This window comes from Intrasporangium flavum (genome assembly GCF_001956915.1).
Lineage (GTDB): Bacteria > Actinomycetota > Actinomycetes > Actinomycetales > Dermatophilaceae > Monashia > Monashia flava.
Map to the genome: position 1 here is coordinate 69,227 of NZ_MLJO01000005.1, position 26,281 is coordinate 95,507.

General features: G+C 74.2%; 24 protein-coding genes and 2 tRNA genes. 10 read left to right on the top strand and 16 right to left on the bottom strand.

From position 1 onward, the window contains the following. Positions 1 to 15: 15 nt before the first annotated feature. Positions 16 to 1,011: an NAD(P)H-dependent glycerol-3-phosphate dehydrogenase gene (locus BIV28_RS05045; RefSeq protein WP_076259861.1), complete on the bottom strand. Its 996-nt coding sequence runs from the start codon at positions 1,009 to 1,011 to the stop codon at positions 16 to 18. Beyond that, on the bottom strand, positions 1,008 to 1,805 hold the full coding sequence (locus tag BIV28_RS05050) for a lysophospholipid acyltransferase family protein (RefSeq protein ID WP_076259863.1): 798 nt from the start codon (positions 1,803 to 1,805) through the stop codon (positions 1,008 to 1,010). The genes BIV28_RS05045 and BIV28_RS05050 overlap by 4 nt, the downstream gene beginning before the upstream one ends. A 123-nt stretch (positions 1,806 to 1,928) precedes the next feature. On the opposite strand from BIV28_RS05050, the gene cofC reads away from it, so the two are divergent. Further along, positions 1,929 to 2,897, top strand: a complete 969-nt coding sequence (cofC, locus tag BIV28_RS05055; RefSeq protein WP_083707054.1) for a 2-phospho-L-lactate guanylyltransferase — start codon at positions 1,929 to 1,931, stop codon at positions 2,895 to 2,897. A gap of 118 nt (positions 2,898 to 3,015) precedes the next feature. Here cofC and BIV28_RS05060 read toward each other — a convergent pair whose 3' ends face one another. The 3 genes from BIV28_RS05060 to leuC all read right to left on the bottom strand — a co-directional run bounded on the left by BIV28_RS05060 (position 3,016) and on the right by leuC (position 6,141). After that, positions 3,016 to 3,795: an HU family DNA-binding protein gene (locus BIV28_RS05060; protein WP_076259865.1), complete on the bottom strand. Its 780-nt coding sequence runs from the start codon at positions 3,793 to 3,795 to the stop codon at positions 3,016 to 3,018. A 285-nt stretch (positions 3,796 to 4,080) separates the two neighbouring features. Further along, positions 4,081 to 4,674 (bottom strand): 3-isopropylmalate dehydratase small subunit, encoded by a 594-nt coding sequence (gene leuD, locus BIV28_RS05065; RefSeq protein ID WP_076259866.1) that lies wholly within the window; start codon positions 4,672 to 4,674, stop codon positions 4,081 to 4,083. 3 nt (positions 4,675 to 4,677) lie between these two features. Then, positions 4,678 to 6,141 (bottom strand): 3-isopropylmalate dehydratase large subunit, encoded by a 1,464-nt coding sequence (gene leuC, locus BIV28_RS05070; RefSeq protein ID WP_076259868.1) that lies wholly within the window; start codon positions 6,139 to 6,141, stop codon positions 4,678 to 4,680. A 141-nt stretch (positions 6,142 to 6,282) separates the two neighbouring features. On the opposite strand from leuC, the gene BIV28_RS05075 reads away from it, so the two are divergent. The 4 genes from BIV28_RS05075 to BIV28_RS05090 all read left to right on the top strand — a co-directional run bounded on the left by BIV28_RS05075 (position 6,283) and on the right by BIV28_RS05090 (position 11,708). After that, complete coding sequence (locus tag BIV28_RS05075; RefSeq protein WP_076259870.1) at positions 6,283 to 7,035, top strand: IclR family transcriptional regulator; 753 nt, start codon at positions 6,283 to 6,285, stop codon at positions 7,033 to 7,035. Between the two features lie 202 nt (positions 7,036 to 7,237). After that, positions 7,238 to 8,224, top strand: a complete 987-nt coding sequence (locus BIV28_RS05080) for a L,D-transpeptidase family protein (RefSeq protein ID WP_083707055.1) — start codon at positions 7,238 to 7,240, stop codon at positions 8,222 to 8,224. A 71-nt stretch (positions 8,225 to 8,295) separates the two neighbouring features. Then, complete coding sequence (fgd, locus tag BIV28_RS05085) at positions 8,296 to 9,303, top strand: glucose-6-phosphate dehydrogenase (coenzyme-F420) (protein WP_207555780.1); 1,008 nt, start codon at positions 8,296 to 8,298, stop codon at positions 9,301 to 9,303. A gap of 104 nt (positions 9,304 to 9,407) precedes the next feature. Further along, positions 9,408 to 11,708, top strand: coding sequence for a bifunctional lysylphosphatidylglycerol flippase/synthetase MprF (locus BIV28_RS05090; RefSeq protein WP_207555781.1), 2,301 nt, complete (start codon positions 9,408 to 9,410; stop codon positions 11,706 to 11,708). 61 nt (positions 11,709 to 11,769) lie between these two features. On the opposite strand, the gene BIV28_RS05095 is transcribed toward BIV28_RS05090, so the two are convergent. The 9 genes from BIV28_RS05095 to BIV28_RS05135 all read right to left on the bottom strand — a co-directional run bounded on the left by BIV28_RS05095 (position 11,770) and on the right by BIV28_RS05135 (position 19,450). After that, positions 11,770 to 11,842: transfer RNA gene (locus tag BIV28_RS05095), tRNA-Glu, on the bottom strand. Positions 11,843 to 11,931: 89 nt separating this feature from the next. Next, positions 11,932 to 12,003, bottom strand: a tRNA-Gln gene (locus BIV28_RS05100). Positions 12,004 to 12,063: 60 nt separating this feature from the next. Beyond that, positions 12,064 to 12,936: an HAD family hydrolase gene (locus tag BIV28_RS05105; RefSeq protein ID WP_242652781.1), complete on the bottom strand. Its 873-nt coding sequence runs from the start codon at positions 12,934 to 12,936 to the stop codon at positions 12,064 to 12,066. Next, positions 12,933 to 13,586, bottom strand: coding sequence for a GNAT family N-acetyltransferase (locus tag BIV28_RS05115; RefSeq protein ID WP_076259972.1), 654 nt, complete (start codon positions 13,584 to 13,586; stop codon positions 12,933 to 12,935). Before BIV28_RS05115 ends, BIV28_RS05105 begins: the two co-directional genes overlap by 4 nt. Before the next feature lie 17 nt (positions 13,587 to 13,603). Further along, the gene (gene gltX, locus BIV28_RS05120) at positions 13,604 to 15,043 is read right to left on the bottom strand and encodes a glutamate--tRNA ligase (protein ID WP_242652783.1); all 1,440 of its coding nucleotides are present in this window, start codon (positions 15,041 to 15,043) and stop codon (positions 13,604 to 13,606) included. 293 nt (positions 15,044 to 15,336) lie between these two features. Next, positions 15,337 to 15,504 carry a hypothetical protein gene (locus BIV28_RS19895; RefSeq protein ID WP_207555782.1) on the bottom strand — a complete coding sequence of 56 codons (168 nt, stop codon included), beginning with the start codon at positions 15,502 to 15,504 and terminating at the stop codon, positions 15,337 to 15,339. A 27-nt stretch (positions 15,505 to 15,531) separates the two neighbouring features. Further along, positions 15,532 to 16,311: a fumarylacetoacetate hydrolase family protein gene (locus BIV28_RS05125; protein WP_076259975.1), complete on the bottom strand. Its 780-nt coding sequence runs from the start codon at positions 16,309 to 16,311 to the stop codon at positions 15,532 to 15,534. Between the two features lie 59 nt (positions 16,312 to 16,370). Beyond that, positions 16,371 to 17,915 (bottom strand): phospholipase D family protein, encoded by a 1,545-nt coding sequence (locus BIV28_RS05130; RefSeq protein ID WP_076259874.1) that lies wholly within the window; start codon positions 17,913 to 17,915, stop codon positions 16,371 to 16,373. Positions 17,916 to 17,956: 41 nt separating this feature from the next. Further along, entirely contained in the window at positions 17,957 to 19,450 is a 1,494-nt protein-coding gene (locus tag BIV28_RS05135; protein ID WP_076259876.1) for a nitroreductase family protein, read from the bottom strand. Positions 19,451 to 19,562: 112 nt separating this feature from the next. Here BIV28_RS05135 and BIV28_RS05140 point away from each other — a divergent pair, with 112 nt between their 5' ends. Then, complete coding sequence (locus BIV28_RS05140; RefSeq protein WP_076259976.1) at positions 19,563 to 20,507, top strand: 3-methyladenine DNA glycosylase; 945 nt, start codon at positions 19,563 to 19,565, stop codon at positions 20,505 to 20,507. On the opposite strand, the gene BIV28_RS05145 is transcribed toward BIV28_RS05140, so the two are convergent. Next, positions 20,426 to 20,875 carry a VOC family protein gene (locus BIV28_RS05145; protein WP_207555783.1) on the bottom strand — a complete coding sequence of 150 codons (450 nt, stop codon included), beginning with the start codon at positions 20,873 to 20,875 and terminating at the stop codon, positions 20,426 to 20,428. The two genes, BIV28_RS05140 and BIV28_RS05145, sit on opposite strands and share 82 nt — an antisense overlap. A gap of 200 nt (positions 20,876 to 21,075) precedes the next feature. Then, on the bottom strand, positions 21,076 to 21,630 hold the full coding sequence (locus tag BIV28_RS05150) for a TetR/AcrR family transcriptional regulator C-terminal domain-containing protein (RefSeq protein ID WP_076259877.1): 555 nt from the start codon (positions 21,628 to 21,630) through the stop codon (positions 21,076 to 21,078). Between the two features lie 172 nt (positions 21,631 to 21,802). Between BIV28_RS05150 and bioB the strand changes: the two genes are divergently transcribed. Genes bioB through bioD form a run of 4 tightly spaced genes read left to right on the top strand, consistent with a single transcriptional unit; the run spans position 21,803 to position 26,235 of the window. Then, positions 21,803 to 22,888, top strand: a complete 1,086-nt coding sequence (gene bioB / locus BIV28_RS05155; RefSeq protein WP_076259879.1) for a biotin synthase BioB — start codon at positions 21,803 to 21,805, stop codon at positions 22,886 to 22,888. After that, a complete protein-coding gene (locus tag BIV28_RS05160; RefSeq protein WP_083707057.1) occupies positions 22,881 to 24,278 on the top strand; it encodes an adenosylmethionine--8-amino-7-oxononanoate transaminase in 1,398 nt (465 codons plus the stop codon). The genes bioB and BIV28_RS05160 overlap by 8 nt, the downstream gene beginning before the upstream one ends. Then, positions 24,275 to 25,540, top strand: coding sequence for an 8-amino-7-oxononanoate synthase (locus tag BIV28_RS05165; protein ID WP_076259881.1), 1,266 nt, complete (start codon positions 24,275 to 24,277; stop codon positions 25,538 to 25,540). The genes BIV28_RS05160 and BIV28_RS05165 overlap by 4 nt, the downstream gene beginning before the upstream one ends. Then, positions 25,537 to 26,235, top strand: a complete 699-nt coding sequence (gene bioD, locus BIV28_RS05170; protein WP_076259882.1) for a dethiobiotin synthase — start codon at positions 25,537 to 25,539, stop codon at positions 26,233 to 26,235. The genes BIV28_RS05165 and bioD overlap by 4 nt, the downstream gene beginning before the upstream one ends. The last annotated feature ends 46 nt before the right edge of the window (positions 26,236 to 26,281 follow it).

A 26,281-nucleotide genomic window follows, 5' to 3' on the forward strand; every position in this document is an offset into this window, starting at 1 on the left:
GGATCGGACCGCGGGTCAGTGCTTCTCGGCCTTGAGGTCGCGCGACATGAGGCGGGGCCCGACCTCCTTGGCAGGGTGGCCGTCGCGGATGACGGCGACGACCTGCTCGCAGATCGGCATGTCGACGTCGTGCTCGCGCGCGAGCGTCAGGATCGACTCGCACGACTTGACGCCCTCGGTGGTCGTGCGCATCTCGGCGGTGGCCTCGGCCACGCTCATGCCGCGGCCGAGCCGCACGCCGAAGGAGTGGTTGCGCGACAGCGGGGACATGCACGTGGCGATGAGGTCGCCGACGCCGGCCAGTCCCATGAACGTCTGCGGGTGGGCGCCGAGCGCGAGTCCGAGGCGGGTGGTCTCGGCCAGCCCGCGGGTGATGATCGTCGCCTTGGTGTTGTCGCCGAAGCCGAGGCCCTCGGCCATGCCCGACGCGAGGGCGACGACGTTCTTGGTGGCCCCGCACACCTCGGCGCCGATGACGTCGGTGTCGGTGTAGGGGCGGAAGTACGGGGTGGCGCACGCCGACGCGACGAGCTCGGCGGTGTCCATGTCGGTGCAGGCGACGACGCCGGCGGCCGGCTGCCTGAGGGCGATCTCGGGCGCGAGGTTCGGCCCCGAGACGACGACGATGCGGTCCTCGCGGACGCCGGCATCGGCGATCACCTGGCTCATCCGCAGCGTCGTGCCGAGCTCGACGCCCTTCATGAGGGACACGACGGGCACGCCCGACGGCAGCGCGGCGCCCCACTGGTCGAGGTTGCCCCGCAACGTCTGCGACGGCACGGCGAGCACGACGACCTCGGCGCCCGCGAGCGCCTCCAGGGGGTCCGCGGTGGCACGGACGGTCGGCGGCAGCGCGAGCTCGGGGAGGTACTCGGCGTTGCGGCCGGCGTTGATGCTCTCGACGAGCTCGGGCCGCCGGGCCCACATCCGCACCTCGGAGCCGGCGTCGGCCAGGATCACGGCGAACGCCGTGCCCCAGTTGCCGCTGCCCATGACGGCGACGCGGGTCACGAGCCATCCTCCCGGTGGATCCGCGACCGCGTCGTGCGGCCGATGTCGTCGTGCTTGATCGGGTGGCCGATCTCGGGGACCCCGTGCTGGCGCGGGTCGAAGCGCTCGTGCGGCGACTTCTCGCCGCGGATCTCCTCGAGCAGCTCGGTGATGCGGTCCATGAGCCGGTCGGTGGCCTCGCGCAGGGTCTTGGTGTCGATGGGCCGGTCGTAGAGGTCGGAGAGGTCGACGGGCGGCCCGGCGATGACGTGCATCGTCTTGCGCGGGAAGAGCGAGGGCCGGTGGCCGTAAGGCGAGAGGATCTCGTGGGCGCCCCACTGCGCCACCGGGATCAGCGGGCAGCGCGTCTCGAGCGCGACGCGGGCGGCGCCGGTCTTGCCGCGCATCGGCCACAGGTCGGGGTCGCGGGTGATGGTCCCCTCGGGGAAGATCCCGAGGGCCTTGCCGGCGCGCACGCCCTCGACGGCGGCACGGTAGGCGTCGGTGGCCGCTGCCGAGTTGCGGTACACCGGGATCTGGCCCGACCGGCGCAGGATCATCCCGACGAACGGGATGGTGAAGAGGCTGTCCTTGGCCAGGAAGTAGGTGGCGCGGCCGTTGTCGAAGAGGAAGTGCGCGAACGGCAGCGGGTCGGCGTAGGAGATGTGGTTCGGCGAGACGACGAAGCCGCCCTCCCGGGGCAGGTTCTCGATGCCGCGCCAGTCACGCTTGGTGAGCAGCAGCAGCGGCCGGCGCAGCAGCAGCGCCGCGAACCGGTAGGCCCACGGAAGCCGCTGGGGTCGGGCACCCGTCACGTGGTCACGTCCTCCTCGTCGTGCCCGCCCTTCGGCGAGGCTGGGCTTCATCTTGTCATTTCGCGCGGCGGTCCGTGGCGCGGTGTCGAGCGGGCCCGCGGCGAGTGGGACGATGGCCCCAGCATGACGACTCCCCCGGATGCCCAGACAGCCGCCCAGACAGCCGCCCAGCCAGCGGGACCGACAGCGGCACCGGGCGGCGCCCCCGCCCCCGACGCGGCCGCCCGGCCCGACGCGGCCGCCCGGCCAGACGCGTCGGCCTGGCGGGTCGTCGTCCCGGTCAAGGACCCCCGGCACGGCAAGTCGCGCCTCGCCCGCGCGGTCGGGGCCGATCGTGAGACGCTGAGCCGCGCCATCGCGGCCGACACCCTGGAGGCCGTCGTCGACGCCGTCGGGGGCACCTCGGTCGTCCTCGTCACCACCGACCCGACCCTGGGCGCCGCGTGGGGCGCCCGCGGCGTCCGTGTCGTCGCAGACCCGGGCTCCGGGCTCAACGACGCCGTCGCCGCAGGTATCGACGCGGCGCACGGGGCCGACGGCGCGCCCCGGGTCGGGGTCCTGCTCGGTGACCTGCCCGCGCTCGACGCGGCGTCGTTGCGGGCGGCGCTCGTCGAGGCCGCGCGGCACGACGACGCCTTCGTCCCCGACGCCGAGGGCACCGGGACGGTGCTGCGCACCGGGCGACGCTTCACGCCGCGGTTCGGCGAGGGCAGCGCCGCACGCCACGAGTCCGACGGCGCCGTGCGGCTCGAGCTCGACCTGCCCCGGCTGCGCACCGACGTCGACGACGCCGCGGGCCTGGCCGCCGCGCGGCGCCTCGGCCCGGGAGCCGCCACCCGCGCGGTGCTCGAGCACCGCGGATCTGCTTGGATCAGGAGCATGCAGGCCACGGTCCACCGCTACGACCCCGAGACGCGCACCGGCAGCCTCCTGCGCGACGACGGCCTCGAGCTGACGTTCGGGGCGCCGGCCTTCGAGGCGAGCGGCCTGCGGCTGCTGCGCGTCGGGCAGCGCCTGACGGTCGACGTCGTCGACGACGTCGTCGTGGCCCTGCGGATCGTCGGCATCGGTCCGGGACAGCGCATCCGCTGAGCCCGGCCCGTCCACGCGGCCCACGCCGCACCCCCGGCACGCACGAGGGCCCGGCCGCCTGGCCGGGCCCTCGTCGCCGTCCGCGGTCCCGACCGGTCCGACCGGTGGGACCGACGGGTCAGCGGGCGCTCTTGCGCGCCGTCGTCTTCTTCGCCGCGGCCTTGGTGGTCGTCTTCTTGGCGGCGGCCTTGGCCGGGGCGGCCTTGGTCGCGGTCTTCTTCGCCGTGGTCTTCGTGGCCGTGGTCTTCGTGGCGGCGCGCGCCGGGGCGGCCTTGGTGGCCGTCGTCTTCCGGGCCGTGGTGGTCGTGGCCTTCTTCGCCGCGGTCTTGGCCGGGGCGGCCTTGGTCGCGGTCTTCTTCGCCGTGGTCTTCGTGGCAGCGCGGGCCGGGGCGGCCTTGGTGGCCGTCGTCTTCCGGGGGGTGGTCGTGGCCTTCTTCGCCGCGGTCTTGGCCGGGGCGGCCTTGGTCGCGGTCTTCTTCGCGGCCGTCTTCGTGGCCGCCGCCTTCGTGGTGGTGGCCGCCTTCTTGGCGGTCGTCTTCTTCGCGGCCGTCTTCGTCGCCGGAGCGGCAGCGGCGGTGCCGGCGGTGGCGCGCGCCGCAGCGGACTCGGTGCGCGAGACCTTCTTGGCGCCGGAGACGATCTCCTTGAAGTTCGTGCCCGAGCGGAACTTGGGGACGCGCGTCTTCTTGATGCGCACGGTCTGACCCGTCTTGGGGTTGCGCCCGGTACGGGCCGCGCGGTCGGCGCGCTCGAAGGTGCCGAAGCCGGTGATCCCGACCTTGTTGCCCTTGGCGACCTCGCGGATGACGACGTCGAGGAAGGCCTCGAGGGCGTCGGAGGCCATCTTCTTGCTGCCGAGCTTCTTCTCCAGCGCGTCGACCAGTTCTGCCTTGTTCACGTCTTCCCCTCCAGAGGACTGTCGGTGTCAGGCGACCCGACGTGGGCATCCGGAACACGTCCGGCTACGACATGACGTTAGGCCCGTCCGGCAGGTTCGTCCATCACCCCGGGGTGGGCTTTTCGTTGTGTCGCAAGGACTTTGACGCCTCCCGGGCCGGCGCGAAGATCTCTGCCCTGGCGCCCGGGGGCGACGCGCGAAAGGGGTAACAGAAGACGGATCCCACTGTGTCACAGTGGGATCCGTCTGTCTGAGCAGGTTGTCGGGCCCTTTCGGGCTGTGCCGTCAGGCCGGGGTGGTCACCGGCTTGTGGCTCGGCCGACGCTTCTCGAATTCGGACACCTCGTCCTCGTGTCGGAGGGTCAGGCCGATGTCGTCGAGACCTTCGAGCAGCCGCCAGCGGGTGTAGTCGTCGATGTCGAAGGCCGCCACGATCTCGCCGGCGCGGACCGTGCGCGCCACGAGGTCGACCTCGACCTCGGCGCCCGGGTTGTTCTCCAGGTGCTTCCAGATGAGCTCGACGTCGTCCTGGGCGACGACGGCGGTGAGCAGCCCCTGCTTGCCGCTGTTCCCGCGGAAGATGTCGGCGAAGCGCGAGGAGATGACGACGCGGAAGCCGTAGTTCATCAGCGCCCAGACGGCGTGCTCACGGCTCGAGCCGGTGCCGAAGTCCGGGCCGGCCACGAGCACCGAGCCGTTCGCGTAGACCGGGCTGTTGAGCACGAACGCCTCGTCCTTGCGCCAGGCCGCGAAGAGACCGTCCTCGAACCCGGTGCGCGTGACGCGCTTGAGGTACTCGGCCGGGATGATCTGGTCGGTGTCGACGTTGCTGCGCCGCAGCGGCACGCCGACCCCGGTGTGGGTCTCGAACTTCTCCATGGCTCAGGCCTCCCCGGTCGGGCCGGACGTGCTGGACGATACGGACGACGCGGACGCGCCCGCCCCCGCGGGCGCGCGGAGGTCGGACGGGCTCGACAGGGTGCCGCGCACGGCGGTGGCGGCGGCGACGAGCGGGCTGACGAGGTGGGTGCGCCCGCCCTTGCCCTGACGTCCCTCGAAGTTGCGGTTCGACGTCGAGGCGCTGCGCTCCCCCGGCGCCAGGGTGTCCGGGTTCATGCCGAGGCACATCGAGCAGCCGGGCAGGCGCCACTCGGCACCGGCATCGGTGAAGACGGCGTCGAGGCCCTCGGACTCGGCCTGCAGGCGCACCTTGGCCGAGCCGGGCACGACGAGCATCCGCACGCCGTCGGCCACGCGACGGCCCTTGATGACGTCGGCGGCGGCCCGGAGGTCCTCGATGCGGCCGTTGGTGCAGGAGCCGACGAAGACGGTGTCGACCCTGATGTCGCGCAGCGGCGTACCGGCCTCGAGACCCATGTACGCCAGCGCGTTCGCCGCGGCGAGGCGGTCGCTCTCGTCGGCGAAGGACTCCGGGTCGGGCACGGAGTCGCCGAGCGGGAGGCCCTGGCCGGGGTTGGTGCCCCACGTGACGAAGGGCGTCAGGCTCGCGGCGTCGATGTCGACCTCGGCGTCGAAGACGGCGTCGGGGTCGGTGCGCAGCGCGGTCCACTCGGCGACGGCGGCGTCCCAGTCGGCGCCGGTCGGCGCGTGGGGGCGGCCCTGCAGGTAGTCGAAGGTGGTCTGGTCGGGCGCGATCATGCCGGCGCGGGCACCGGCCTCGATCGACATGTTGCACACCGTCATCCGGGCCTCCATCGACAGGGCCTCGATGGCCTCGCCGCGGTACTCGATGACGTAGCCCTGGCCGCCGCCGGTGCCGATCCTGGCGATGACCGCCAGGACGATGTCCTTGGCCGTGACGCCGTCGGGCAGCGTGCCCCCGACGTTGACCGCAAGGGTGCGGAACGGCTTGAGCGGCAGGGTCTGCGTGGCGAGCACGTGCTCGACCTCGGAGGTGCCGATGCCGAAGGCCAGGGCGCCGAACGCGCCGTGTGTGGAGGTGTGGCTGTCGCCGCAGACGACCGTCATGCCCGGCTGCGTCAGGCCCAGCTGCGGGCCGACGACGTGGACGATGCCCTGGTCGGCGTCGCCCATCGGGTAGAGGCGGACCCCGAACTCCTCGCAGTTGCGACGCAGCGTCTCGACCTGGACCTTCGAGACCGGGTCGGTGATGGGGCCCGGCGTCGTCGGGACGTTGTGGTCCTCGGTCGCGAGGGTGAGGTCGGGGCGACGCACCGGGCGGCCCGCGAGCCGAAGGCCGTCGAAGGCCTGCGGGCTCGTCACCTCGTGGAGCAGGTGCAGATCGATGTAGAGGAGGTCGGGCTCGCCCTCGGCGCGCCTGACGACGTGTGCGTCCCAGACCTTCTCGGCCAGTGTCCCTGCCATCTCATCCCTCCGGGCGGCGTTCGCTTGCTCCAGCGCGTGCGCCACCGAGGACCGGCTCGCAACGTCGCTGTCCTGAAAGCCTCGCCCTTTTGTGCGCGTCATGGATTGACGTCTCAGTGCCTGAGACGTCAATATCAGTGCATGGACAACTCTTCTGGGGTCGGCGTCCTCGACAAGGCGGCCACGGTGCTGGGCGCCCTCGAGGCCGGTCCGGCCACGCTCGCACAGCTCGTCGGCGCCACCGGTCTGGCGCGCCCCACGGCGCACCGCCTGGCCGTCGCCCTCGAGCACCACCGGCTCGTCTCGCGCGACATGCAGGGCCGTTTCGTCCTCGGCCCGCGGCTCGGCGAGCTCGCGTCGGCGGCGGGCGAGGACCGGCTCCTCGCGGCCGCCGGGCCCGTCCTCGGCGCCCTGCGCGACCACACGAACGAGAGCGCCCAGCTGTTCCGGCGCCAGGGCGACCAGCGCATCTGCGTCGCGGCCGCCGAGCGGCCCGTCGGCCTGCGCGACTCGATCCCCGTGGGCGCGACGCTGTCGATGCTCGCCGGCTCGGCCGCCCAGGTGCTGCTCGCCTGGGAGGAGCCCGACCGGCTGCACCGCGGCCTGCAGGGCGCGTCGTTCACGGCCACGACGCTCTCGGCGGTGCGCCGGCGCGGCTGGGCCCAGAGCGTCGCCGAGCGCGAGGCCGGCGTCGCGTCGGTCTCGGCGCCCGTGCGCGGCCCGTCCGGGCGCGTCGTCGCGGCCGTGTCGATCTCCGGGCCCATCGAGCGGCTCTCCCGCCAGCCCGGGCGGCTGCACGCGGCGACCGTCGTCGCCGGCGCGAACAAGCTGACCGAGGTGCTGCGCCGCCACCACGCGATGCAGCAGCAGCAACAGCAGCAGCACAACGCCTGACGCATCGGGCCACCTCGTGTGGCTCGATGGGCCCGACGAACCCGAGCGCCCCGAGCGCCCCGAGCGGACGTTTCGCAACGGATCGGTCACGATCCGGCGCGGGGCGTCCGCTCGGACAACCTCAGGGACACCCGGCGCGTCACCCTCGTGCTACCGCGGTGCGAGCAGGAGTCCGCACCCATCGTCCTGGTCAGGGGTCCCCATGCCGGCTCACACCTCGCCCGTCCGCCCGACGCGTCACGTCCGCCGCCCCGTGCGGTCCCGGGCCGCGCTCGCCGCCCTCGCGTGCGCGCTCGTCGCCTCGATCGCGGCCTGCTCCTCCGACGCCGGCGGCCCGGCGGCGGCGACCCATGTCGCCGGGTCGACCCCGAGCCCGTCGTCGACGACGTCCACGGCCACCGACGCGTCGACGCCCGAGCCGACGTCGCCCGAGCCCACCACCGCTCCCCCGACGAGCGCACCTGCGGTGCCGACGCCGACCGTGACACCGACCGTGACACCGACCGTGACCCCGAGCGCCACGCCCACCCCCGCTCCGGTCGTCCTGCTGCGCCGCGGCGACTCCGGTCCCAAGGTCCGCTCGCTGCAGGCCCGGCTGCGCCAGATCGGCTGGTTCAGCGGCGACGTCTCCGACCTCTACGGCAGCCGCACCGAGACCGCCGTCCGCGGCTTCCAGGCCAAGCGCGGCTACACCGCCACCGGCAGCCTCGACGAGCCGACGTGGGACAAGCTCGTGTCGATGACCCGGCGCCCCACGGCCGACGAGCTGAACAACGTCAAGCCGAAGCCGACACCGACCTCGGACACCGCCGCGGCCGACCTCGACCCGCGCTGCATGACCGGGCGCGTCATGTGCGTCAGCAAGACGACCCGCCACCTCACGTGGGTCATCGACGGCGTCCCCCAGTACGGCTTCGACGTCCGGTTCGGCAGCGACGAGCTGCCCACGCGCGAGGGCGTCTTCACGGTCTACAAGAAGAAGAAGGACGTCATCTCGAACCTGTACCACACGCCGATGCCGTACTCGATGTTCTTCTCGGGCGGCCAGGCGGTGCACTACTCCTCGAACTTCGCGCGCCTCGGCTACGCCGGTTCGTCGCACGGCTGCGTCAACGTCCGCGACTGGGACGGGATCGTCCGGCTCTACGGGGAGTCGCGCATCGGCGACAAGGTCGTCATCCACTGGTGAGCGGCCCCTGCGGGAGCCGGTCTGCTCGGTCGTAGGCTGGCCGGACCGGTTCCCGAGTCGCAGGAGGCATCGTGCTCAAGGTTGGTTGGAAGGCGTCCGCGGAGCAGTTCGGTCCGCGTGAGCTCGTCACGCTCGCCGCCCGAGCCGAACAGGTCGGGCTCGACTCGGCGTTCATCTCCGACCACTTCCAGCCGTGGCGCCACCACGACGGGCACGCGCCCTTCGCGATGAGCTGGCTCGCCGCGGCCGGCGAGCGCACCGAGCGCATCACCCTCGGCACGTCGGTCATGACGCCGACCTTCCGCTACAACCCGGCCGTCGTCGCGCAGGCCTTCGGCACGCTCGGCGCCCTCAACCCCGGGCGCATCGTCCTCGGCATCGGCACGGGCGAGGCCCTCAACGAGGTCGCGGTCGGCGCCGCCGGCTCGCCGTGGCCGGAGTTCAAGGAGCGCTTCGCCCGGCTGCGCGAGGCGGTGCGGCTCATGCGCCGCCTCTGGACCGAGGAGCGCGTCGACTTCGAGGGCGAGTACTACCGCACCCACGCCGCGACCGTCTACGACCGCCCCGACCAGCCGATCCCGGTGTACGTCGCGGCCGGGGGCCCGCTCGTGGCGCGCTACGCCGGACGCTCCGGCGACGGCTTCATCTGCACGTCCGGCAAGGGCCGCGAGCTCTACGAGGACCAGCTGGTCCCGGCCGTCGACGAGGGCCTGGAGAAGTCGGGACGCACCCGCGAGGACATCGACCGGATGATCGAGATCAAGCTGTCCTACGACCGCGACCCCGACCAGGCGCTGCACAACGTGCGGTTCTGGGCGCCGCTGTCGCTGACCGCGGAGCAGAAGCACGGCGTCGACGACCCCGTCGAGATGGAGCGCCTCGCCGACGAGCTGAGCGACGAGCAGATCGCCAAGCGGTGGATCGTCACGAGCGACCCGCAGGAGGCGGTCGACGCGGTGCGCCAGTACGTCGACTGGGGTTTCGACCACGTCGTCTTCCACGCGCCCGGCCACGACCAGGCCCGGTTCCTCGACCAGTTCGCCGCCGACGTCCTGCCGGGGCTGCGCGAGCTCGGCTGACGCGGCGGCGTCCGCGCGGAACCGCCCCGACGGAACGGCCCCGACGGGGCGGGGCCGGGGCTAGGGTCCGGAGGAGCCGGACCCTGCGCACCCGGGGAGGACGCGTGCCGGAGCCAGTGACCCCAGACGCCGACACCGCCGACGGTGCCGATCGACGCGGGCCCCCCGCGGCGCTCGAAGCGCTCGTCGCGCTCGGACGCCGGGTGCCCTTCACGCTCGGCGTCGTGGCGCTCATGCTCGTGCTCGGAGTGGCGACGCAGACCCTGTGGTCGCCGCTGCGCGAGCGCCCGCTGCTCGACGTCGTGGCCTACGGCCTCCCAGCCCTCGAGGCCGGCCGGTGGTGGACGCCGGTCACCGGCGCCTTCTTCGCCCTGGTGCCGGCCCAGTACCTGCCGGTCGCCGGCGGTGCGCTCGTGCTGCTCGGCTGGTCCGAGCTGCGGCTCGGCACGCGCGGGGCGGCCCTCGCGGCCACGACCTGCCACCTGGCCGGGGTCCTCGGCGCCTCGGTCCTGCTCTGGCCCCTGGCCCGCACGACGTGGTCCTGGGCGCACACGACCGCCGCGGTCCTCGACGTCGGGTTCAGCGCGGGAGCCCTCGGCGCCGTGGCGGCCGCGTCGGCGACCCTGCGGCCGCCGTGGCGCGGACGCCTGCGCGCGGTCCTGTCGCTCTACGCCGTGCTCTCGTTCCTCTACATCGGCCTGCTCTGGGACCTCGAGCACCTCCTCGCCATCGGCGCCGGCCTCCTGCTCGGCCCCTACCTCGTCGGCCGGACGCCGATGCGCCCGCACGTGCGGTTCACGCGGCACGAGTGGCGGGTGCTCGCGTTCACGCTCTTCCTCGTGGCGGCCGCGGTGCGGGTCGTCCTCTACGTCGTGCCGTCCGACGGGCCGCTCGGTGCGACGACGACCGATGCCGACGTCGTCAGCGTCCTCGCCGGGGCAGGCGTCTCGGTGCTGCTCGCCAACGGCCTGCGGCAGGGCTCGCGGCGCGTGTGGACCCTCGCCGGCGCCCTGACGACCCTCGGCCTGCTCGCGGGCCTCGCGGTGCTCGTCATCGAGGCGGTCGCACCCGACCGGCTCGGCCCGGGCGACGAGGTGGTCTCGGCGGTGCCGCAGCTCGTCGTCGACGTGCTGCTGTGGTCGGTGCAGCTGTGGGTCCTCGTGGCAGGACGCTCCGCCTTCCGGGCCCGGACGCACCGACGCCAGCGGGCCGAGCTCGCCGCCCAGGCGGCCGGCCGTAGCGGGCAGGGCGGGCAGGGCGGGCACGCCGGCGCCGACGACCGTGACACGGCGATCGCGCTGCTCGAGCAGCACGGCGGCACGACGACCTCGTGGATGGGCACGTGGGAGGACAACGACTGGTTCCTCCTGCCCGCCGACGCACCCCACGCCGCCACGACGCCTGACGGGGGCGACGCGTCGGGGTGGCCGCTCGGCTACCTCGCCCACCAGGTGCACCGCGGCGTCGCCGTGGCGCTCGGTGACCCCGTGGCCGCCGACGCCGACACCCGGGCACGCGTCCTCGCGGCCTTCGTCGACGACCAGGAGTCGCGTGGCCACCAGGTCTGCTTCTTCTCGGTGAGCGAGGAGGTGCGCGCCTGGGGCGCCGACCGGGGCTACCGGTCCGTCACGGTCGCCGAGGAGGCCCTCATCGACCTGCCGGCGCTCCAGTTCACCGGCAAGCGCTGGCAGGACGTCCGCACCGCCCTCAACCGCGCCGCCAAGGAGGGCATCACCTACCGCCAGGGCCACCTCGCCGCCATGCCGCGCGGCGTCCTGAGCCAGGTCCGCGCCATCTCCGAGCTGTGGGTGGGCGACAAGGGCCTGCCCGAGATGGGCTTCACGCTCGGCGGCGTCGACGAGGCGCTCGACCCGCACACGCTCGTCGGGCTCGCCGTCGACACCCAGCACACGGTCCACGGCGTCACGTCGTGGTTGCCGGTGCACGCCGGCGGCGGCGTCGTGCGCGGCTGGACCCTCGATGTCATGCGCCGCCTGCCCGACGGCTTCCGCCCGGTCACCGAGTTCCTCATCGCGAGCGCCTGCCTGTCCTTCCGCGACGCCGGTGCCGAGGTGGTCTCGCTGTCCGGGGCGCCGCTGGCGCACGCCGGGGGCGCCGACGCGGGCGCCGACGCGCGGACCGACGCGGGTGTCGGGGTCGAGCCGCTCGACCGCCTCCTCGGCGGCCTCGGCGAGGCCCTGGAGCCGCTCTACGGGTTCCGGTCGCTGGAGAGCTTCAAGCAGAAGTTCTCCCCGCGCGGCGTGCCGCTGCACCTCGTCTTCCGCGACGAGGCGGCGCTCCCCCGCATCGGCCTGGCCCTGACCTCGGCCTACCTGCCGGGTGCCTCGATGCGTGAGCTCGCCCTCGCCGGGATGCGGGCCCGCCGCGACTCGGCAGGCCCCTGAGATGCACGAAGACCCCGGTCCTGGTGGACCGGGGTCTTCAGCTGCTCCTGCGAGCATCACGTAGCCCCGACGGGATTCGAACCCGCGCTACCGCCTTGAGAGGGCGGCGTGCTAGGCCGCTACACAACGGGGCCGTGAGCGGTGCCGATCACTCGGCACAGGAGAGAACCTTACCGGCTGGTGAGGATTTCTCCGAATCGGCTCTCCCGAGGGAGAACCAGAGCTGGGGTACCAGGACTCGAACCTAGAATGACGGAACCAGAAACCGTAGTGTTGCCAATTACACCATACCCCAAGGGGTTTCACTCCCGAGCGCGCCTTGCGGCCTTCTGCGGTGGTGAACCGAGTGGAAATGTTACCGGTCGACCACCGAACCCCCAAATCGGGTCGCGGCCAGCGCCTCGGCCACGACGTCGAGCCCGCCGACGGCCACGACGTCCTCGTCGGTGCCCAGGCCGGCGCGGTCGAGCCACAGCGCCCGCAGACCGGCGTCGCGGGCGCCGAGGACGTCCCAGGGGATGTTGTCGCCGATGCACACGACCTCGCCCGGCTCGACGCCGACGAGCCGGCACGCCTCGAGGTAGACGCGCCGGTCGGGCTTGCCGAAGCCGAGGGTGTCGGTCGTCACGACGACGTCGAACCGCGCGGCGAGCTCGAGCGCCTCGAGCTTGACCCGGGTCGGGGCCGAGGCGGAGTTCGTGAGCAGGGCCACCGGCAGCCCGGCGTCCTCGGCCGACGCGAGCAGGTGCGGGACGTCGGGGAAGAGCCGCTGGGCGGCCCGGAAGGCGGGCGCGTACGCGTCCTCGAAGGCGTCGTACGCCTCCCCCGGCAGATCGGCGGCGAACGCCCGGGCCACCTCCGCGAGGCGGCCGGAACGCATCGCCTCGAACCCGATCGCCCCCGAGGCGTACCGCGGGAACCAGCGTTCCGGGTCGGCGTAGTAGCGCTCGGCCATGGCGCGGTGGTCCCCCTCGCGCCCGGGCCACAGCGCGCCGAGCGCCTCCGTGCCGGCCACGACCATCGCCTCACGGGTGTCGACGATCGTGTCGTCGACGTCGAGCAGCAGGGCCCGGGCCCCGTCGAGCACGAGCGCGACGGCGTCGGGCCCGGCGTCGGGCCCGGCGTCGGGCCCGGTGTCGGGCCCGGCGTCGGGCCCGGTGTCGGGCCCGGCGTCGGGCCCGGCGCCGGTGCCGGGGGCGTCGCGACCTGACGCGTCGGCGGGGCTCACGGGCCCTCCTCCCCGGCGAGCGGGCCGAAGAGCGGCAGGGCGGCCTCGACGCCCTCGACGCTCACGTCGCGACCGTGGCCCGCGCGGCGCCAGGCGGCACGCTCGAGGCGGACGTGCTGGAGGCGCTCCCCCGAGTGCTCGAGCACCGAGGTGTGGGTGTCGCTGTAGCCGAGCCGGTAGGAGACCCCGAGCGAGGCCGCGTTGTCGAGCACCGCCGAGGAGATCGCCGCGCGGGCGCCGAGGTGGCCGAAGGCCAGCTCGAGGACGGCAGCACGCATCTGCCGGCCGTACCCCTGTCCACGGGCCTCCCGGACGAGCCACGACGACGAGTCGACGGTGCGGTCGGCCCGGTAGTCGGGGCCTTCGAGCCACTGGCCGCCGATGATCCGCCCGGCCCGCCGTACCGTGAAGGGCAGCGCCCAGTCGTCGGGCGACCACATGCCGAGGGCGCGCCAGTAGCCCTGGCCGACGACGGCCCGCCGGTTGGCGGGCACGTCGAGGCCGGCGTAGGTCGTGGCGTGCGGGTTGAGCTCGAGGTCGGGCGGCAGGACGTCGCACACCTCCGGCAGGTCGGCCTCGGTCATGACCCGCAGGTCGAGGTCGGCCGTGGCCAGCCGGATCCCGTGCAGCGGCCAGACGCGGTCGAGCACCTCCAGCACCCCGTCGCTCAGAGCGAGTCGCGCAGGGCCCGGAGGCGGCCCAGGGTCGAGGTCTTGCCGAGGATCTCCATCGACTCGAAGAGCGGCGGCGAGATGCGCTGGCCCGACACGGCGGTGCGCAGCGGACCGAAGGCGAACCGCGGCTTGATGCCGAGGCCCTCGACGATCGCGGTGCGCAGCGCCTCCTCGATGGTCGCGGCGTTCCACGCGCTGCCGGTGCCGAGGACGCCCGGACCGTGGTCGTCGATGTCGCCGAGGACGCGCAGGGCGGCGTCGAGCACGTCGCCGGCGTCGTCCTTGAGCTGGGCCCGGGCGTCGTCGTGGATCTCGAGCTGGTCGTCGGCGACGAAGAACGGGCCCACGAGCGCCGGGGCCTCGGTGAGCAGCGCCATGCGGGTCTGGATCAGCTCGGCGACGGCCTTGAGGCGCGCGAGCTCGCCGAGCGACTGGGTCTCGCCGAGGATGCCGGCGTCGACGAGGTAGGGCAGCAGCCGGCTCGCGAACTCGCCGACCTCGAGCTGGCGGATGTAGACGCCGTTGAGCCACTCGAGCTTCTTGAGGTCGAAGATCGGACCGATCGGGTTGACCTTGGCCCAGTCGAAGGTGCGGCTGAAGTCCGCGAAGGTGAAGACCTCGACGTCGTTGCCCTCGGTGTCCTGCTGCGGCGGGTAGGCCAGCAGCGCAAGGAAGTTCACGAGCGCCTCGGGCAGGTAGCCCTGCTCGCGGAACCAGGTGAGGCGCGCAGCGGGGTTCTTGCGCTTGGAGATCTTCGACTTGTCGGTGTTGCGCAGCAGCGGCATGTGCGCGAACCGCGGCGCCTCGAGCCCGAGCCACCGGTAGAGCAGGACGTGCTTGGGCGTCGAGGAGATCCACTCCTCGCCGCGCACGACGTGGGTGATGCCCATCTCGTGGTCGTCGACGACGACGGCCAGGTGGTAGGTCGGGAAACCGTCGGCCTTGAGGATGACCTGGTCGTCGGGGCGGGGCGCCGACACCTTGCCGCGGATGACGTCGTCGAAGACGAGCGGCACGTCGTCGGGGATGAGCATGCGCACGACGGGGGTCTCGGTGAACCCGGGCAGCGCGGCACGCTCCTCACGGGTCTTGCCGACGCAGAGCCGGTCGTAGCCGGTGGGCTGCTTCGTCTTCTGCTGGATCTCGCGCATCTCGTCGAGGCGCTCCTTGGAGCACCAGCAGTAGTAGGCGTGGCCGTCGGCGAGGAGCCGCTCGACGTAGGGCCGGTAGGTGTCGAGGCGCTCGCTCTGGCGGTAGGGCCGGAAGGGGCCGCCGATGTCGGGGCCCTCGTCCCAGTGCAGCCCGAGCCACGCGAGGGTGTCGTAGAGCTGGGCCTCGGAGTCCTCGCGGAAGCGGGCGCGGTCGGTGTCCTCGACGCGGAGCACGAACTGGCCGCCCTGCTGGCGGGTGAAGGCGAGGTTGAACAGCGACATGTACGCGGTGCCGACGTGCGGGTCGCCGGTGGGCGAGGGCGCGACGCGCGTGCGAACCGGCCCCGAGCCGTCGGAGGTGGACACCCGGGCCGCCGGCTCGGAACGGACCTCCACCTGCGGGGACCCCGCGGTGGTCGGGACGGTGGACGACGACGTGCCGGTGCTGCTGCTGTTCTCGCTCATGGTGCGGCCCAGCCTAGTGGGCAGGGCACCGGGGCCCGCACGCGGCGACGCCGCCCGGACCGTGCGGTTCCGGGCGGCGTCGCAGGCTCCGGCTCGGCGCGCCGGACGTCTCAGCGCTGGACGGCTCCGGGAGGGCCGTCGACGTCGTCGTGGCGCGCGTCGTACGTGGCGTCCTCATCGGGGCCCTGGTCGGGCTTGCCCGGCTTGGCGTGGCGGCCGATGTAGGCGTCGTCCGGGTTCTCGGCGACGTCGGCGGCGGTCTGGTCGTGGTTGCTCATGGGCCGCCACCCTAGGCGGTCGGCGGCTCAGCGTCGCACGAAGGTGTTCGTCAGCGAGCCGATGCCCTCGATCTCGATGGTCGTCTGCTGGCCGGCCTCGACGAGGCCGACGCCGGCGGGGGTGCCGGTGAGGATGACGTCGCCGGGCAGCAGGGTGAAGGCGGCCGAGGCGTACTCGATGATCGCGGCGATGCCGTGGATCATGTCGGCGGTCGTGCCGTCCTGCTTGACCTCGCCGTCGAGCGTCGTGACGATCGACAGGTCGGCCGGGTCGAGCTCGGTCTCGACCCACGGGCCGAGCGGGCAGCTGGTGTCGAAGCCCTTGGCGCGGGCCCACTGGCCGTCGGTGCGTTGCCAGTCGCGGGCCGTGACGTCGTTGGCGATGGTGTAGCCGTAGATGCACTCGGCGGCGTTCTCGGCCTTGACGCCCCGGGTGATCGTCTTGATGACGACGGCGAGCTCGCCCTCGTAGGAGATCTCGTTGCTGCCGGCCGGCAGGACGACCGGGTCGAACGGGCCGACGACCGCGGTGTTGGGCTTGAAGAACATCATCGGCTCGGCCGGTGCCTCGCCGCCCATCTCCTTGGCGTGGTCGGCGTAGTTCTTGCCGATGGCCACGACCTTCGAGCGCGGGATGACCGGCGCGAGCAGACGCACGTCGTCGAGCATGACGGGGCCCTGGCCGCTCGGCTGGAGGCCGACGTAGAGGGGGTCGCCGGCGAGCGGCGTGATGACCTCCTGCCCCGGGTCGCCCTGGACGATGCCGTATGCCGGGTCCTCCCCGGTCGTGTACCTCGCGATGCGCACGGGCACCACCCTAGCCACCCGGCCGCTGGGCGCCCGGGCGGTCCGTCCCTCGGCGCAGCTCAGACGGTGCGCCGCAGCCGCAGGCCCAGCGGGCGTCCGTCGGGGTCGTAGACGAGCCGGTACAGCGGGTCGGCCCAGAGCCGGGTCAGACGCGTCTGGTCGGGGCTGTCGAGGGGGCGCAGCCGTCCGCAGGGCCGCGGGGGTCGCGGTGCCGACGCCGGGGCGCGGTCCCAGGCCGCGAGCGCCCGCGCGCTGTCGGCGTAGGCCTCGAAGTGGTCCTCGAGCGCCGGTGCCTGCTCGGCGTCGAGGTGCTCGCGGGCGAGCCGCTGCCGCAGGTCGCGGGCGAACGACTCGTGCACGACGGCGGCCGACAGCTCGGAGTCGTGCGTCCACGAGCGCCGGTTGAAGTTGTCCGAGCCGACGGTGGCCCACGTGTCGTCGACGACGCAGACCTTCGCGTGGACGTAGACCGGCGTGCCCTGCGGGTTCTCGATGCCGTAGGCCGCGACGCGTCCCGGCGCGGCCGCCTCGAGCTGCCGGAGCAGACGGGCCCGGCTCACGAGGTTGGGGGCGCGGCTCACCGCGCCGTCCTGGTCGGGCTGGTGCGGCAGGACGGCGACGACGCGCAGGTCGGGCGCCCGGAGCAGCGCCGCCTCGAGCACCGCGCACACCTGCGGCGACCACAGGTACTGGTCCTCGAGGTAGATGAGGCGCCGGGCCCGCGCGAACGCCTTGGCGTAGGCCCGCGCGACGCTCCGCTCGCCCCGTGGTGCGAACGGGTAGCCGCCGAGACGGTGGCCGTAGGTGCGCAGCAGCTGCACCGGGTGCGGTCCGGTGGGCACCGGGTCGGGCAGCTGGGGCGGCAGCGGGCGACGGGCAGGACGGTCCCCGCGCACCGTGTCGACGGCCCACCGCAGCGGTGAGCGGCTCAGCGCCTGCGGGTCCTCCCACCGCTCCCGGAACACCGTCTCGACGTCGCCGACGGCCGGACCGGTGACGGCCAGCTGCACGTCGTGCCAGGGCGGACGCGGCCCGTAGACCTCGGCCATCGGCTGGGGCTGCGGGTCACCCGCGTGGCCGGCGTCGTCGCGCCGGCTGTGGCACAGGTCGATGCCGCCGAGGAAGGCGATGTCCCGCTCGGGCCGGCCCGGGTGGCGCAGTACGACGAACTTCTGGTGGTGCGACCCGCCGAGCCGCACCCGCATGTCGAGGTAGCACTCGCCGCCCGCCGCGTCGATGTCCTCGCCGAGGTGGCGGTTCTCCGCGGCCGAGAACGCCAGCCGGTCCCAGTGCGAGCGCCAGACGAGGCCGCGCACGTCGACGCCGCGGCGGGCGGCGTCGGCGAAGAGGGCACCCACCTCGCTGCCGGGCTCGCCGCTCAGCCGCTCGTCCGGGTCGCCGCGCCAGTCGACGAAGAGCAGCAGGTCGCCGGCCAACATCGCTGCGACGTGGTCGGTGAGCGCGGCGAAGTACGTCGCGCCGTGCACGAGCGGCGTGACGAGGTTGCCCTCGGTCCAGGCACGCCCGCCGGGATGGCGGCGGTCGAGGCGCGTCGCCGGGTTGCCCCGCTCGTCGGCGGTGAGGTACCACTCGGCGGCGCCCACGGGACCGAGCGTAGGCCGACCCGGATCGCAGCGGGGCGCGATCAGCGCGGCCAGACGATGGTGACGTCCGCGGGCGAGCCGGGCAGCCCGCTCGGACGCGTCCGGTACTCGGGCACGCCGACGCACGTCCACAACAGCCCGGCGACGTCGGTGCCGAGCAGGTGGGCGAGGTCGCTGTCGCGGAAGGTCATCCCGGACGCCGCCGCCCCGAGCGCGTACGCCATGAGGTGCAGCCGGCCCTCCACGAGGCCGGCGAGCAGCTGGGCGTCGCGGTAGCCGTGGTCGTCGAGCGTCGCGAGGTCGACGCCGCTCATCGCCACGAACGACGCGTCGCCGGCCAGGCCCTGCTCGAGGGCGACCGAGTACAGCTCGTCGCGGACCGTGGCCTCCTCGAGCGGCCGCACCGCCTCGGCGACGTCGGGCCAGCGGTGGATGCCGGTGGGCACGCCGTCGACGGCGCTGACCCCGACCCAGTGCGGCACCCCGACGCCACGCGTCGCGGCCGCCATCGCGTCGACGAGCAGGACCCGCGGCACCGACCGGTCGCGGTGCAGGCGACGGATCGAGCCCTTGCTCGCGACCACCTCGTCGGTGCTCGGCCCGGGCTCGGTCGACAGCACCGGCACGGCGGGCCCCCGCGCGTGGGCCGGCCCGAGCGCGTCGCGCTCCCCCGCCCGCTGCGCGGCGGTGACGAGCGGGAAGTCGCGCCCGTCGGCGTCGTGGCGACCCGGGAACGCGTCACCGGTCGGGTGGACGGCGGGGCGCCCGTCACCGAGGACGACGAGCGCGACCGGCCACTCGCGGACGCGGTCGGCGCCCACGAGGGCGGCGACCTCGGCGTCGGGGAAGGTCGTGACGAGGTGGGCCGGCAGTCCTGCGGAGTCGGCGAGGGCGAGCGTCTGGGCCAGCATCGTGCCGGCGTCCCAGTACACGTGGCGGAACCCGCGCTCGCGGTAGCGCCAGCCGGTGCGCCACGGGACGCCCGTGACGACGAGGGTCACCGACTCCCCGGACGGGGGCGGGCCGACGGTGACGAGCGCGTGGGCCTCGGGGTCGTACCAGTGCAGGCCGGGCGGGACGTCGGCGGCGACCTCGCCTGCGTCTGTGCCCGTGCCGGTGCCCGCGGTGCGCGGCACCGCGACGTAGAGCTCGAGCGGGAACCGCGCGCCGGCCGAGCCCGCGGCCCGGAAGAGCAGCGTGCCGGCGCCCGGGCGCGTCGTGCGGCGGGTCACCCCGGCCGACAGGTAGAGCAGGCGGGCCAGGGCCGGCAGGTCGAGTCGGGCGGTCGCGACGTCGGCGGTGCCTGCGAGGACGGCCGTGGCCGGCACGCTGCTCGCCGGCAGCTCGGGGGGCAGCAGGGTGCGCGGCAGGTCGTCGACGTAGTCCTTGTACCAGCGGGGCCGGTGCGCGAGGTCGTTCGGGACGAGGTCCTGCACGAGGCGGTCGTCGGGCGGCACCTCGGTCCACTCGCGGTCGGGCGAGTAGGAGGTGAGGCGGTGCAGCAGGTGGGTGGGCAGCTCGTCGGCGGGTGCCATGGGCCCATCCTGCTCCCGCACCGCGCCCGGCGCGCGGCCGTCGCCGGACCGCGGCGGGGCGTGGGCGATCCGGCGTGAGGGGCCCGACGCGTCGATCACCTACCCTCGACGGGTGCACGTCCTGACCGAGCCCGAGTGGCGCGAGCGGACCCGCGCCCACGAGGCCCGGGTCGACGCCGCGACCGCCGGGCACCGGTCGCGGCGCCACGACGGGCGCCGGCACCCGGTCGAGGACTTCCTCTTCACGTACTACTCGTTCACGCCCTCCCAGCTGCGGCGCTGGCACCCGGGCCCCGGCGTCGTGCTGGACGGCCCTGCGCCACAACGGGACTGGCGCTTCTACCGCATCCACGACGACGCGTCGGGCGGCGTCACCGTCGACGTCGACGCGTTCCTCCAGCGCCGGGGCGACACGGTCCGGTTCGTCCGCGAGCTGCTGACGCGCACCGCCGGACGGCCCGGCCGGTTCGGCTGCTTCGGGCTGCACGAGTGGGCCATGGTCTACCGGCTCGACCCCTCCGACGTGCGGCACTCCGCGTGGCCGCTGCGCCTCGGGCCCGAGGGCACCGACGCGGTGGTCGAGTCGCACCAGGTGGCGTGCTCGCACTTCGACGCCTACCGCTTCTTCACACCGGACGCCGCACCCCGCAACGCCCTGAGCCCGACGCGGGCGAGCCAGGTCGAGCTCGAACAGCCGGGCTGCCTCCACGCCGGGATGGACCTCTACAAGTGGGCTCACAAGCTCGTGCCCGTCGTGCCGTCCGACCTCGTGGCCGACTGCTTCGAGCTGGCCCGCGACATCCGCTCGCTCGACATGCGCGCCGCGCCCTACGACCTGCGCGAGCTCGGCTACGAGCCGGTACCGATCGAGACGGCCGAGGGCAAGGCCACCTACGTCGCCGAGCAGCGGGGGTTCGCCGAACGCGGTCAGGCGCTGCGAGTCCGGCTCGTCGCAGCGCTGGACCGCGCGCTGGGTCAGGCGGTCGAGCCCGCCGGGGCCCCGGCAGCCTCGGCCTCTGCGCCGTCCACCTCACCGTCGTCCCCGCCGTCGACGTAGAGGCAGAACGGGTGGCCGGCCGGGTCGAGCAGCACCCGGACGTCGTCCTGCGGCTGGAACGCCGCGACCTCCGCGCCGACCCCGACGGCGAAGGCGACGGCCTCCTCGAGGTCGTCGACCTCGAGGTCGAGGTGCAGCATCATGAGCGGCCGGCCCGGCTCGCTCGGCCAGACCGGTCGCACGTAGTTCGGCTCCTGCTGGAAGGCCAGGTTGTAGCCGTGGTCGGCCGACGGCGCGAGCGTCGACCAGCCCGGGGTGTCCTTGAAGAGCGTCCACCCGAGCAGGCGCTGGTAGAAGTGCGCCAGCTCGGACGCGTCGGGGGCATCGAGCACGACGCCGAACCAGTGGGTGCGGGTACGCAGCGGCATCCACCGAGTCTGTACCGGATCCGGTGCGGATGGGCGTATCAGGACCCGCCCGTCCGCCACTGAGGGGTGTCGGCGAAGGTCCAGGCGCGCGCGTCGACGACATGCTCCCGGCAGGGGGGCTGGTGCTGGACGGGGCCTGGACCGTCCAGCACGTGGGGTGCCCGGCGACTCGGCCGCCTGCGCCGACCCGCCGACCGGCGTCAGGCCCGGCGCAGGCCGGCGAGGACGACCTCAAGCCCCACCTCGAACGCCTTGGCCACCGCCGCGGCGTCGCGTGCCCGGAAGTCGGGGTCGAGGTCGAGGGCGATCCGCTGGTTGTGCTCCGTGGTCACCGAGCCGAGCACGTGGTGCAGCACGACCTCGGCGACGGCCTCGCGCTCGCGCAGTGGCACGCCGGCACGCCCGACGAGCCCCACGAGGTCCTCGACCGGACGCAGCGAGCCCGGCTCGACAGCGTGCGCGAGGGCCACGACGTCGGCGCCGTCGGGGACGTGTCGCACGGCCTCGCGCAGGGCGTGGGCGTGCGCGGCGAGCGCCTCCTCGGCCGGACGCTCCGGGTCGGGCTCGGGGATCGCGGCGAGCAGCCGCCCGGCGACCTCGACGAGCAGCTCCTGCTTGTTGGCGACGTGCCAGTAGAGCGCCCCCGGCTGCACGTCGAGCTCGCGGGCGAGGCGGCGCATCGTGAGGTCGGCCAGGCCGTAGCGGCGCAGGATGTCGACGGCCGTCGTCACGACCTGCTCCCTGCTCAGGGCCATGCCCGCCTCCCCTGTCCGCCCGATGCCGCCGCCCGATGACACCGTCCGGCGGCGCGTGACCGGTCTCGCACCCCGACCGGTGCGGACCACGTTGACACCGGAGCCTAGCCACTCGGCATACTGAACGCCGTTCAAGTTGAACACCGTTCAGTGCCGAGCGCAAGGAGCCCGCATGACCCGCCGTTTCGACGACCTCGCCGACGCCGTCCTGTCCGGCACGCCGGCCACCACCGAGGACGCCCTCGACGTGCTGCGGTCGACCGACGACGAGCTGCTCGACGTCGTCGCCGCGGCGGCTCGCCTGCGCCGCAAGCACTTCGGCGACACCGTCAAGGTCAACTACCTCGTCAACCTCAAGTCGGGCCTGTGCCCGGAGGACTGCCACTACTGCTCGCAGCGCCTCGGCTCGACGGCCGACATCCTGCGCTACACGTGGCTCAAGAACGACGAGGCGATCGAGCAGGCCCGGGCCGGCCTCCGCGGCGGCGCGAGCCGCGTCTGCATGGTGAGCAGCGGGCGCGGCCCGACGGACCGCGACGTCGACCGCGTCGCCGGCATGGTCGGGGCGCTCAAGGCCGAGCACCCCGACGTCGAGGTGTGCGCCTGCCTCGGGCTGCTCAAGGACGGCCAGGCCGAACGCCTGCGTGCCGCCGGCGTCGACGCCTACAACCACAACATCAACACGGCCGAGTCGCACCACGACTCCATCGTCACGAGCCACACCTACGCCGACCGCGTCGAGACCGTCGGCCGGGCGCAGGCCGCGGGCCTGTCGGCGTGCTCGGGGCTCATCGCCGGGCTCGGCGAGTCCGACGAGCAGCTCGTCGAGGCCCTGTTCGCGCTGCGCGACCTCGGGTCCGACTCGATCCCCGTCAACTTCCTCATGCCCTTCGACGGCACCCCGTTGGAGGGCACGTGGGAGCTGACACCGTCGCGGTGCGTGCGCATCCTCGCCGCCGCGCGCTTCGTGTGCCCCGACCGGGAGGTGCGCGTCGCCGGCGGTCGCGAGATGCACCTGCGGTCGCTGCAGGGCCTCGCGCTCCACGTGGCCAACTCCATCTTCCTCGGCGACTACCTCACGTCCGAGGGCCAGGCCGCCGAGGCCGACCTCGAGCTGATCCGCGACAACGGCTTCGTCGTGCTCGGCGCCGAACCCGTTGCGGCAGCGGGCGACTCGAGCAATGAAGCCGCGAGCGCCTCCCACGACCCGGCCAAGCGACGTCGCGGCGCCGGCACCGCCGCCCTCCCCAATGCGTGAACCGGCCGACGTGCTGACCCACGGCGCCACGGGCGTCGGCACGGATGTCGGTACCGGCGTCGGTACCGGCGACGGTGTCGGCGCCGTCGAGCGCGACCGCGGGCTCGTGTGGCACCCGTACGCACCCCTCGACGGCACACCCCCGTACGCGGTGACCGCCGCCCACGGCGTGCGCCTCGAGCTGACGGCACCCGACGGCACGCGGTTCGAGGCCGTCGACGCCATGGCGTCGTGGTGGTGCGCCGTGCACGGCTACCGCCACCCGCACCTCGACGCCGCGGCGCACGCCCAGGTGGACCGGTTCAGCCACGTCATGTTCGGCGGGCTGACCCACGAGCCGGCCGTGACGCTGGCGGAGCGCCTCACCGCGATCGCGCCCGGCCCCATGGCGCACGTCTTCTTCGCCGACTCCGGCTCGGTGTCGGTCGAGGTGGCCCTCAAGCTCTCGCTGCAGTACCAGGCGGCCTCGGGCCGGCCGGCACGCCAGCGGTTCCTCACCGTCCGCGGCGGGTACCACGGCGACACCTTCGCGGCCATGAGCGTATGCGACCCCGTCGACGGCATGCACTCGGCCTTCCCGGGCGTCCTGGCCCGGCACGTCTTCGCGCCCCGGCCGCCGGCGGCCCGCCGCGACGCCGTCACCGGCGTGTGGGCCTCGGACGCCGCGGAGCTGGACGCGTGGGAGACGCACTTCCGTGCGCTGGCCCGGGAGCATGCCGACGAGCTCGCGGCCGTCGTCGTCGAGCCGGTCCTGCAGGGGGCCGGTGGCATGCACGTGTACGACCCGCGCTGCCTGCGGGTGATGCGGGAGGTCGCCGACGAGCACGGCCTGCTGCTCGTCGCCGACGAGATCGCCACGGGGTTCGGCCGCACCGGCCACCTCTTCGCTTCCGAGTGGGCCGGCGTGTCCCCGGACGTCATCTGCGTGGGCAAGGCCCTGACCGGTGGGTACCTCACTCTCGCAGCGGTGCTCATGACCGAGACGGTCGGCGCCACGGTCACGCGCTCGCAGTTCCGGGCCCTGCTGCACGGCCCGACCTTCATGGCCAACCCGCTCGCCTGCGCCGTGGCCGCCGCGTCGCTCGACCTCGTCGAGGCGGGTTGGCACCACGACGTGCCGCGCATCGAGCGGCGCCTCGCCGACGGCCTGGCGCCGGCCCGCGACCTCGCCGCGGTCCACGACGTGCGCACCCTCGGCGCGGTCGGCGTCGTCCAGCTCGACCGGCCGGTCGACGTGCCGGCCGTCACGCGCGCGGCCCTCGAGCGCGGCGTGTGGGTGCGGCCCTTCCGCGACCTCGTCTACACGATGCCGCCCTACGTCAGCACCGACGCCGACGTCGACACCGTCACCCGCGCCGTCGTCGGCGCCGTCGCCCAGGTGCACGGATGAGCGCCTGGGACGCGTGGCTGCGCGAGCGGGCCGACCTGCGCCAGGAGCGCGGCACCGTGCGGTTCGACCCGGTGCTGCGCCTCGGCGGCCGCGGGCCGGGGACCCACGAACTGCTCGACCTCGCCTCCAACGACTACCTCGGGCTGTCTCAGGACGACCGCGTGGTGGCCGCCGCCCACGAGGCCCTCGACCGGTACGGCACGTCGGCCACGGCCAGCCGCCTCGTCACCGGCACCCTGCCCGTGCACCGCGAGCTCGAGGCCGCCCTGTGCCGGCTCACGGGCCAGCGCGGCGCCCTCGCCTTCTCGACCGGCTACGCCGCGAACCTCGGCGTCCTGACGGCGCTGTCCGGGCGCGGGGCACAGATCCTCCTCGACGCCCACGCCCACGCGTCGTTGCACGACGCCGCCCGCATGTCGCGGGTGCCCTACGCGACGTTCGCGCACAATGACGCCGCCGAGCTCGACGCCCGGCTGGCCGAGCGCGCCGGGCATCGGGTCGTCGTGGCCGTGGAGTCGGTGTACTCCGTGCTCGGCGACGCCGCCCCGCTCCGCGAGCTGCACGCCGTCTGCCGACGCCACGACGCGCTCCTCGTCGTCGACGAGGCGCACGGCGTCGGTGTCGTGGGTGGTGGCCGCGGACTCGTCGCCGCCCTGGACCTGGCAGGCGCCGAGCACCTCGTCGTCACGCTCACCCTGTCCAAGGCGCTCGGCTCCCAGGGCGGCGCCGTGCTCGGCCCCGTGGCGCTGCGCGAGCACCTCGTCAACACCGCCCGGCCGTTCATCTTCGACACCGGGCTCGCCCCTGCCGCCGCCGGTGCGGCGCTCGCCGCCGTCGGCATCGTCGAGGCAGACCCCGGCCTGCCCGCACGAGTGCGGGAGAACGCCCGCGTCATCGCCGCCCGGTGCGGCATCGAGCCGGCCGCCGGAGCCGTCCAGTCGCTGCCGATGCCCTCCCCCGACGCCGCGGTCGGGGCGGCGCTCGACCTGCGCACCCAGGGCATCCTCGTCGGCTGCTTCCGCCCGCCCAGCGTGCCCGACGGGGTCTCCCGGCTGCGGATCACCGCACGCGCCGACGTGCCGCCCGAGACCGTCGCCGAGGCGGCCGAGCTCGTCGCCGTCGTCGCGGCCGCGCACGCGGCACCCAGCAGCCCGAGCAGCCCGAGCACCCCGAGCGGCTCGGCTGGCTCCCCCGCCGCGCCGGCCGTGGGCGCACCGGACGATGCGCGTCCCACCCTCGCCGGAGCGGGTGAGGCGCCGTGACGCTGCCCCGGGTCGTCGTCGTCACCGGCACCGACACCGACGTCGGCAAGACGGTCGCCACCGCGGCCCTCGCCGCCGTGCTCGCCGGCGCGGGCCGGCGCGTCGCGGTCCACAAGCCGACGCAGACGGGCGTCCGCCCCGGCGAGCCGGGCGACGTCGCGGAGGTGACCCGGCTCTCCGGCGTGCCCGGCAGCGAGGGGGTCCGGCTGCTGGCCCCGATGGCGCCACGGCCGGCCGCCGCGTCGGAGGGTGCGACGCTGCCGACCCGCCGGGACCACCTCGACGCCGTGCGCCGCCTCGCCGACGAGCACGACCACGTGCTCGTCGAGGGCGCCGGGGGGCTGCTCGTCGAGCTGACCGAGGCCGGAGAGACCCTCGCCGACCTCACTTGCGCCCTGCCCGACGCCGGGGTGGTGCTCGTCGTACGCGCCGCGCTCGGCACCCTCAACCACACGATGCTGACTCGGGAGGCACTCGCGCACCGGGCGATCCGTCAGCTCGGGGTCGTCGTCGGCGCCTGGCCCGACGACCCGGGACCCGTCGAGACGACGAACCTCGAGGTCTTCTCAGGCCTCCCGGAGGGCCTGCTCGGCGTCGTCCCGAGCGGCGCGCCCTCCCTGGGCCCCGAGGCCTTCCGCGCGTCGGCGTCCGACTGGCTCCCCGGCCTCGCGGCACGACTGCGCGAGAACGCCTGACGCCCGTCCGCGCCGGTGCTTCACCGGCCGGCCCGGACCGGCGCAG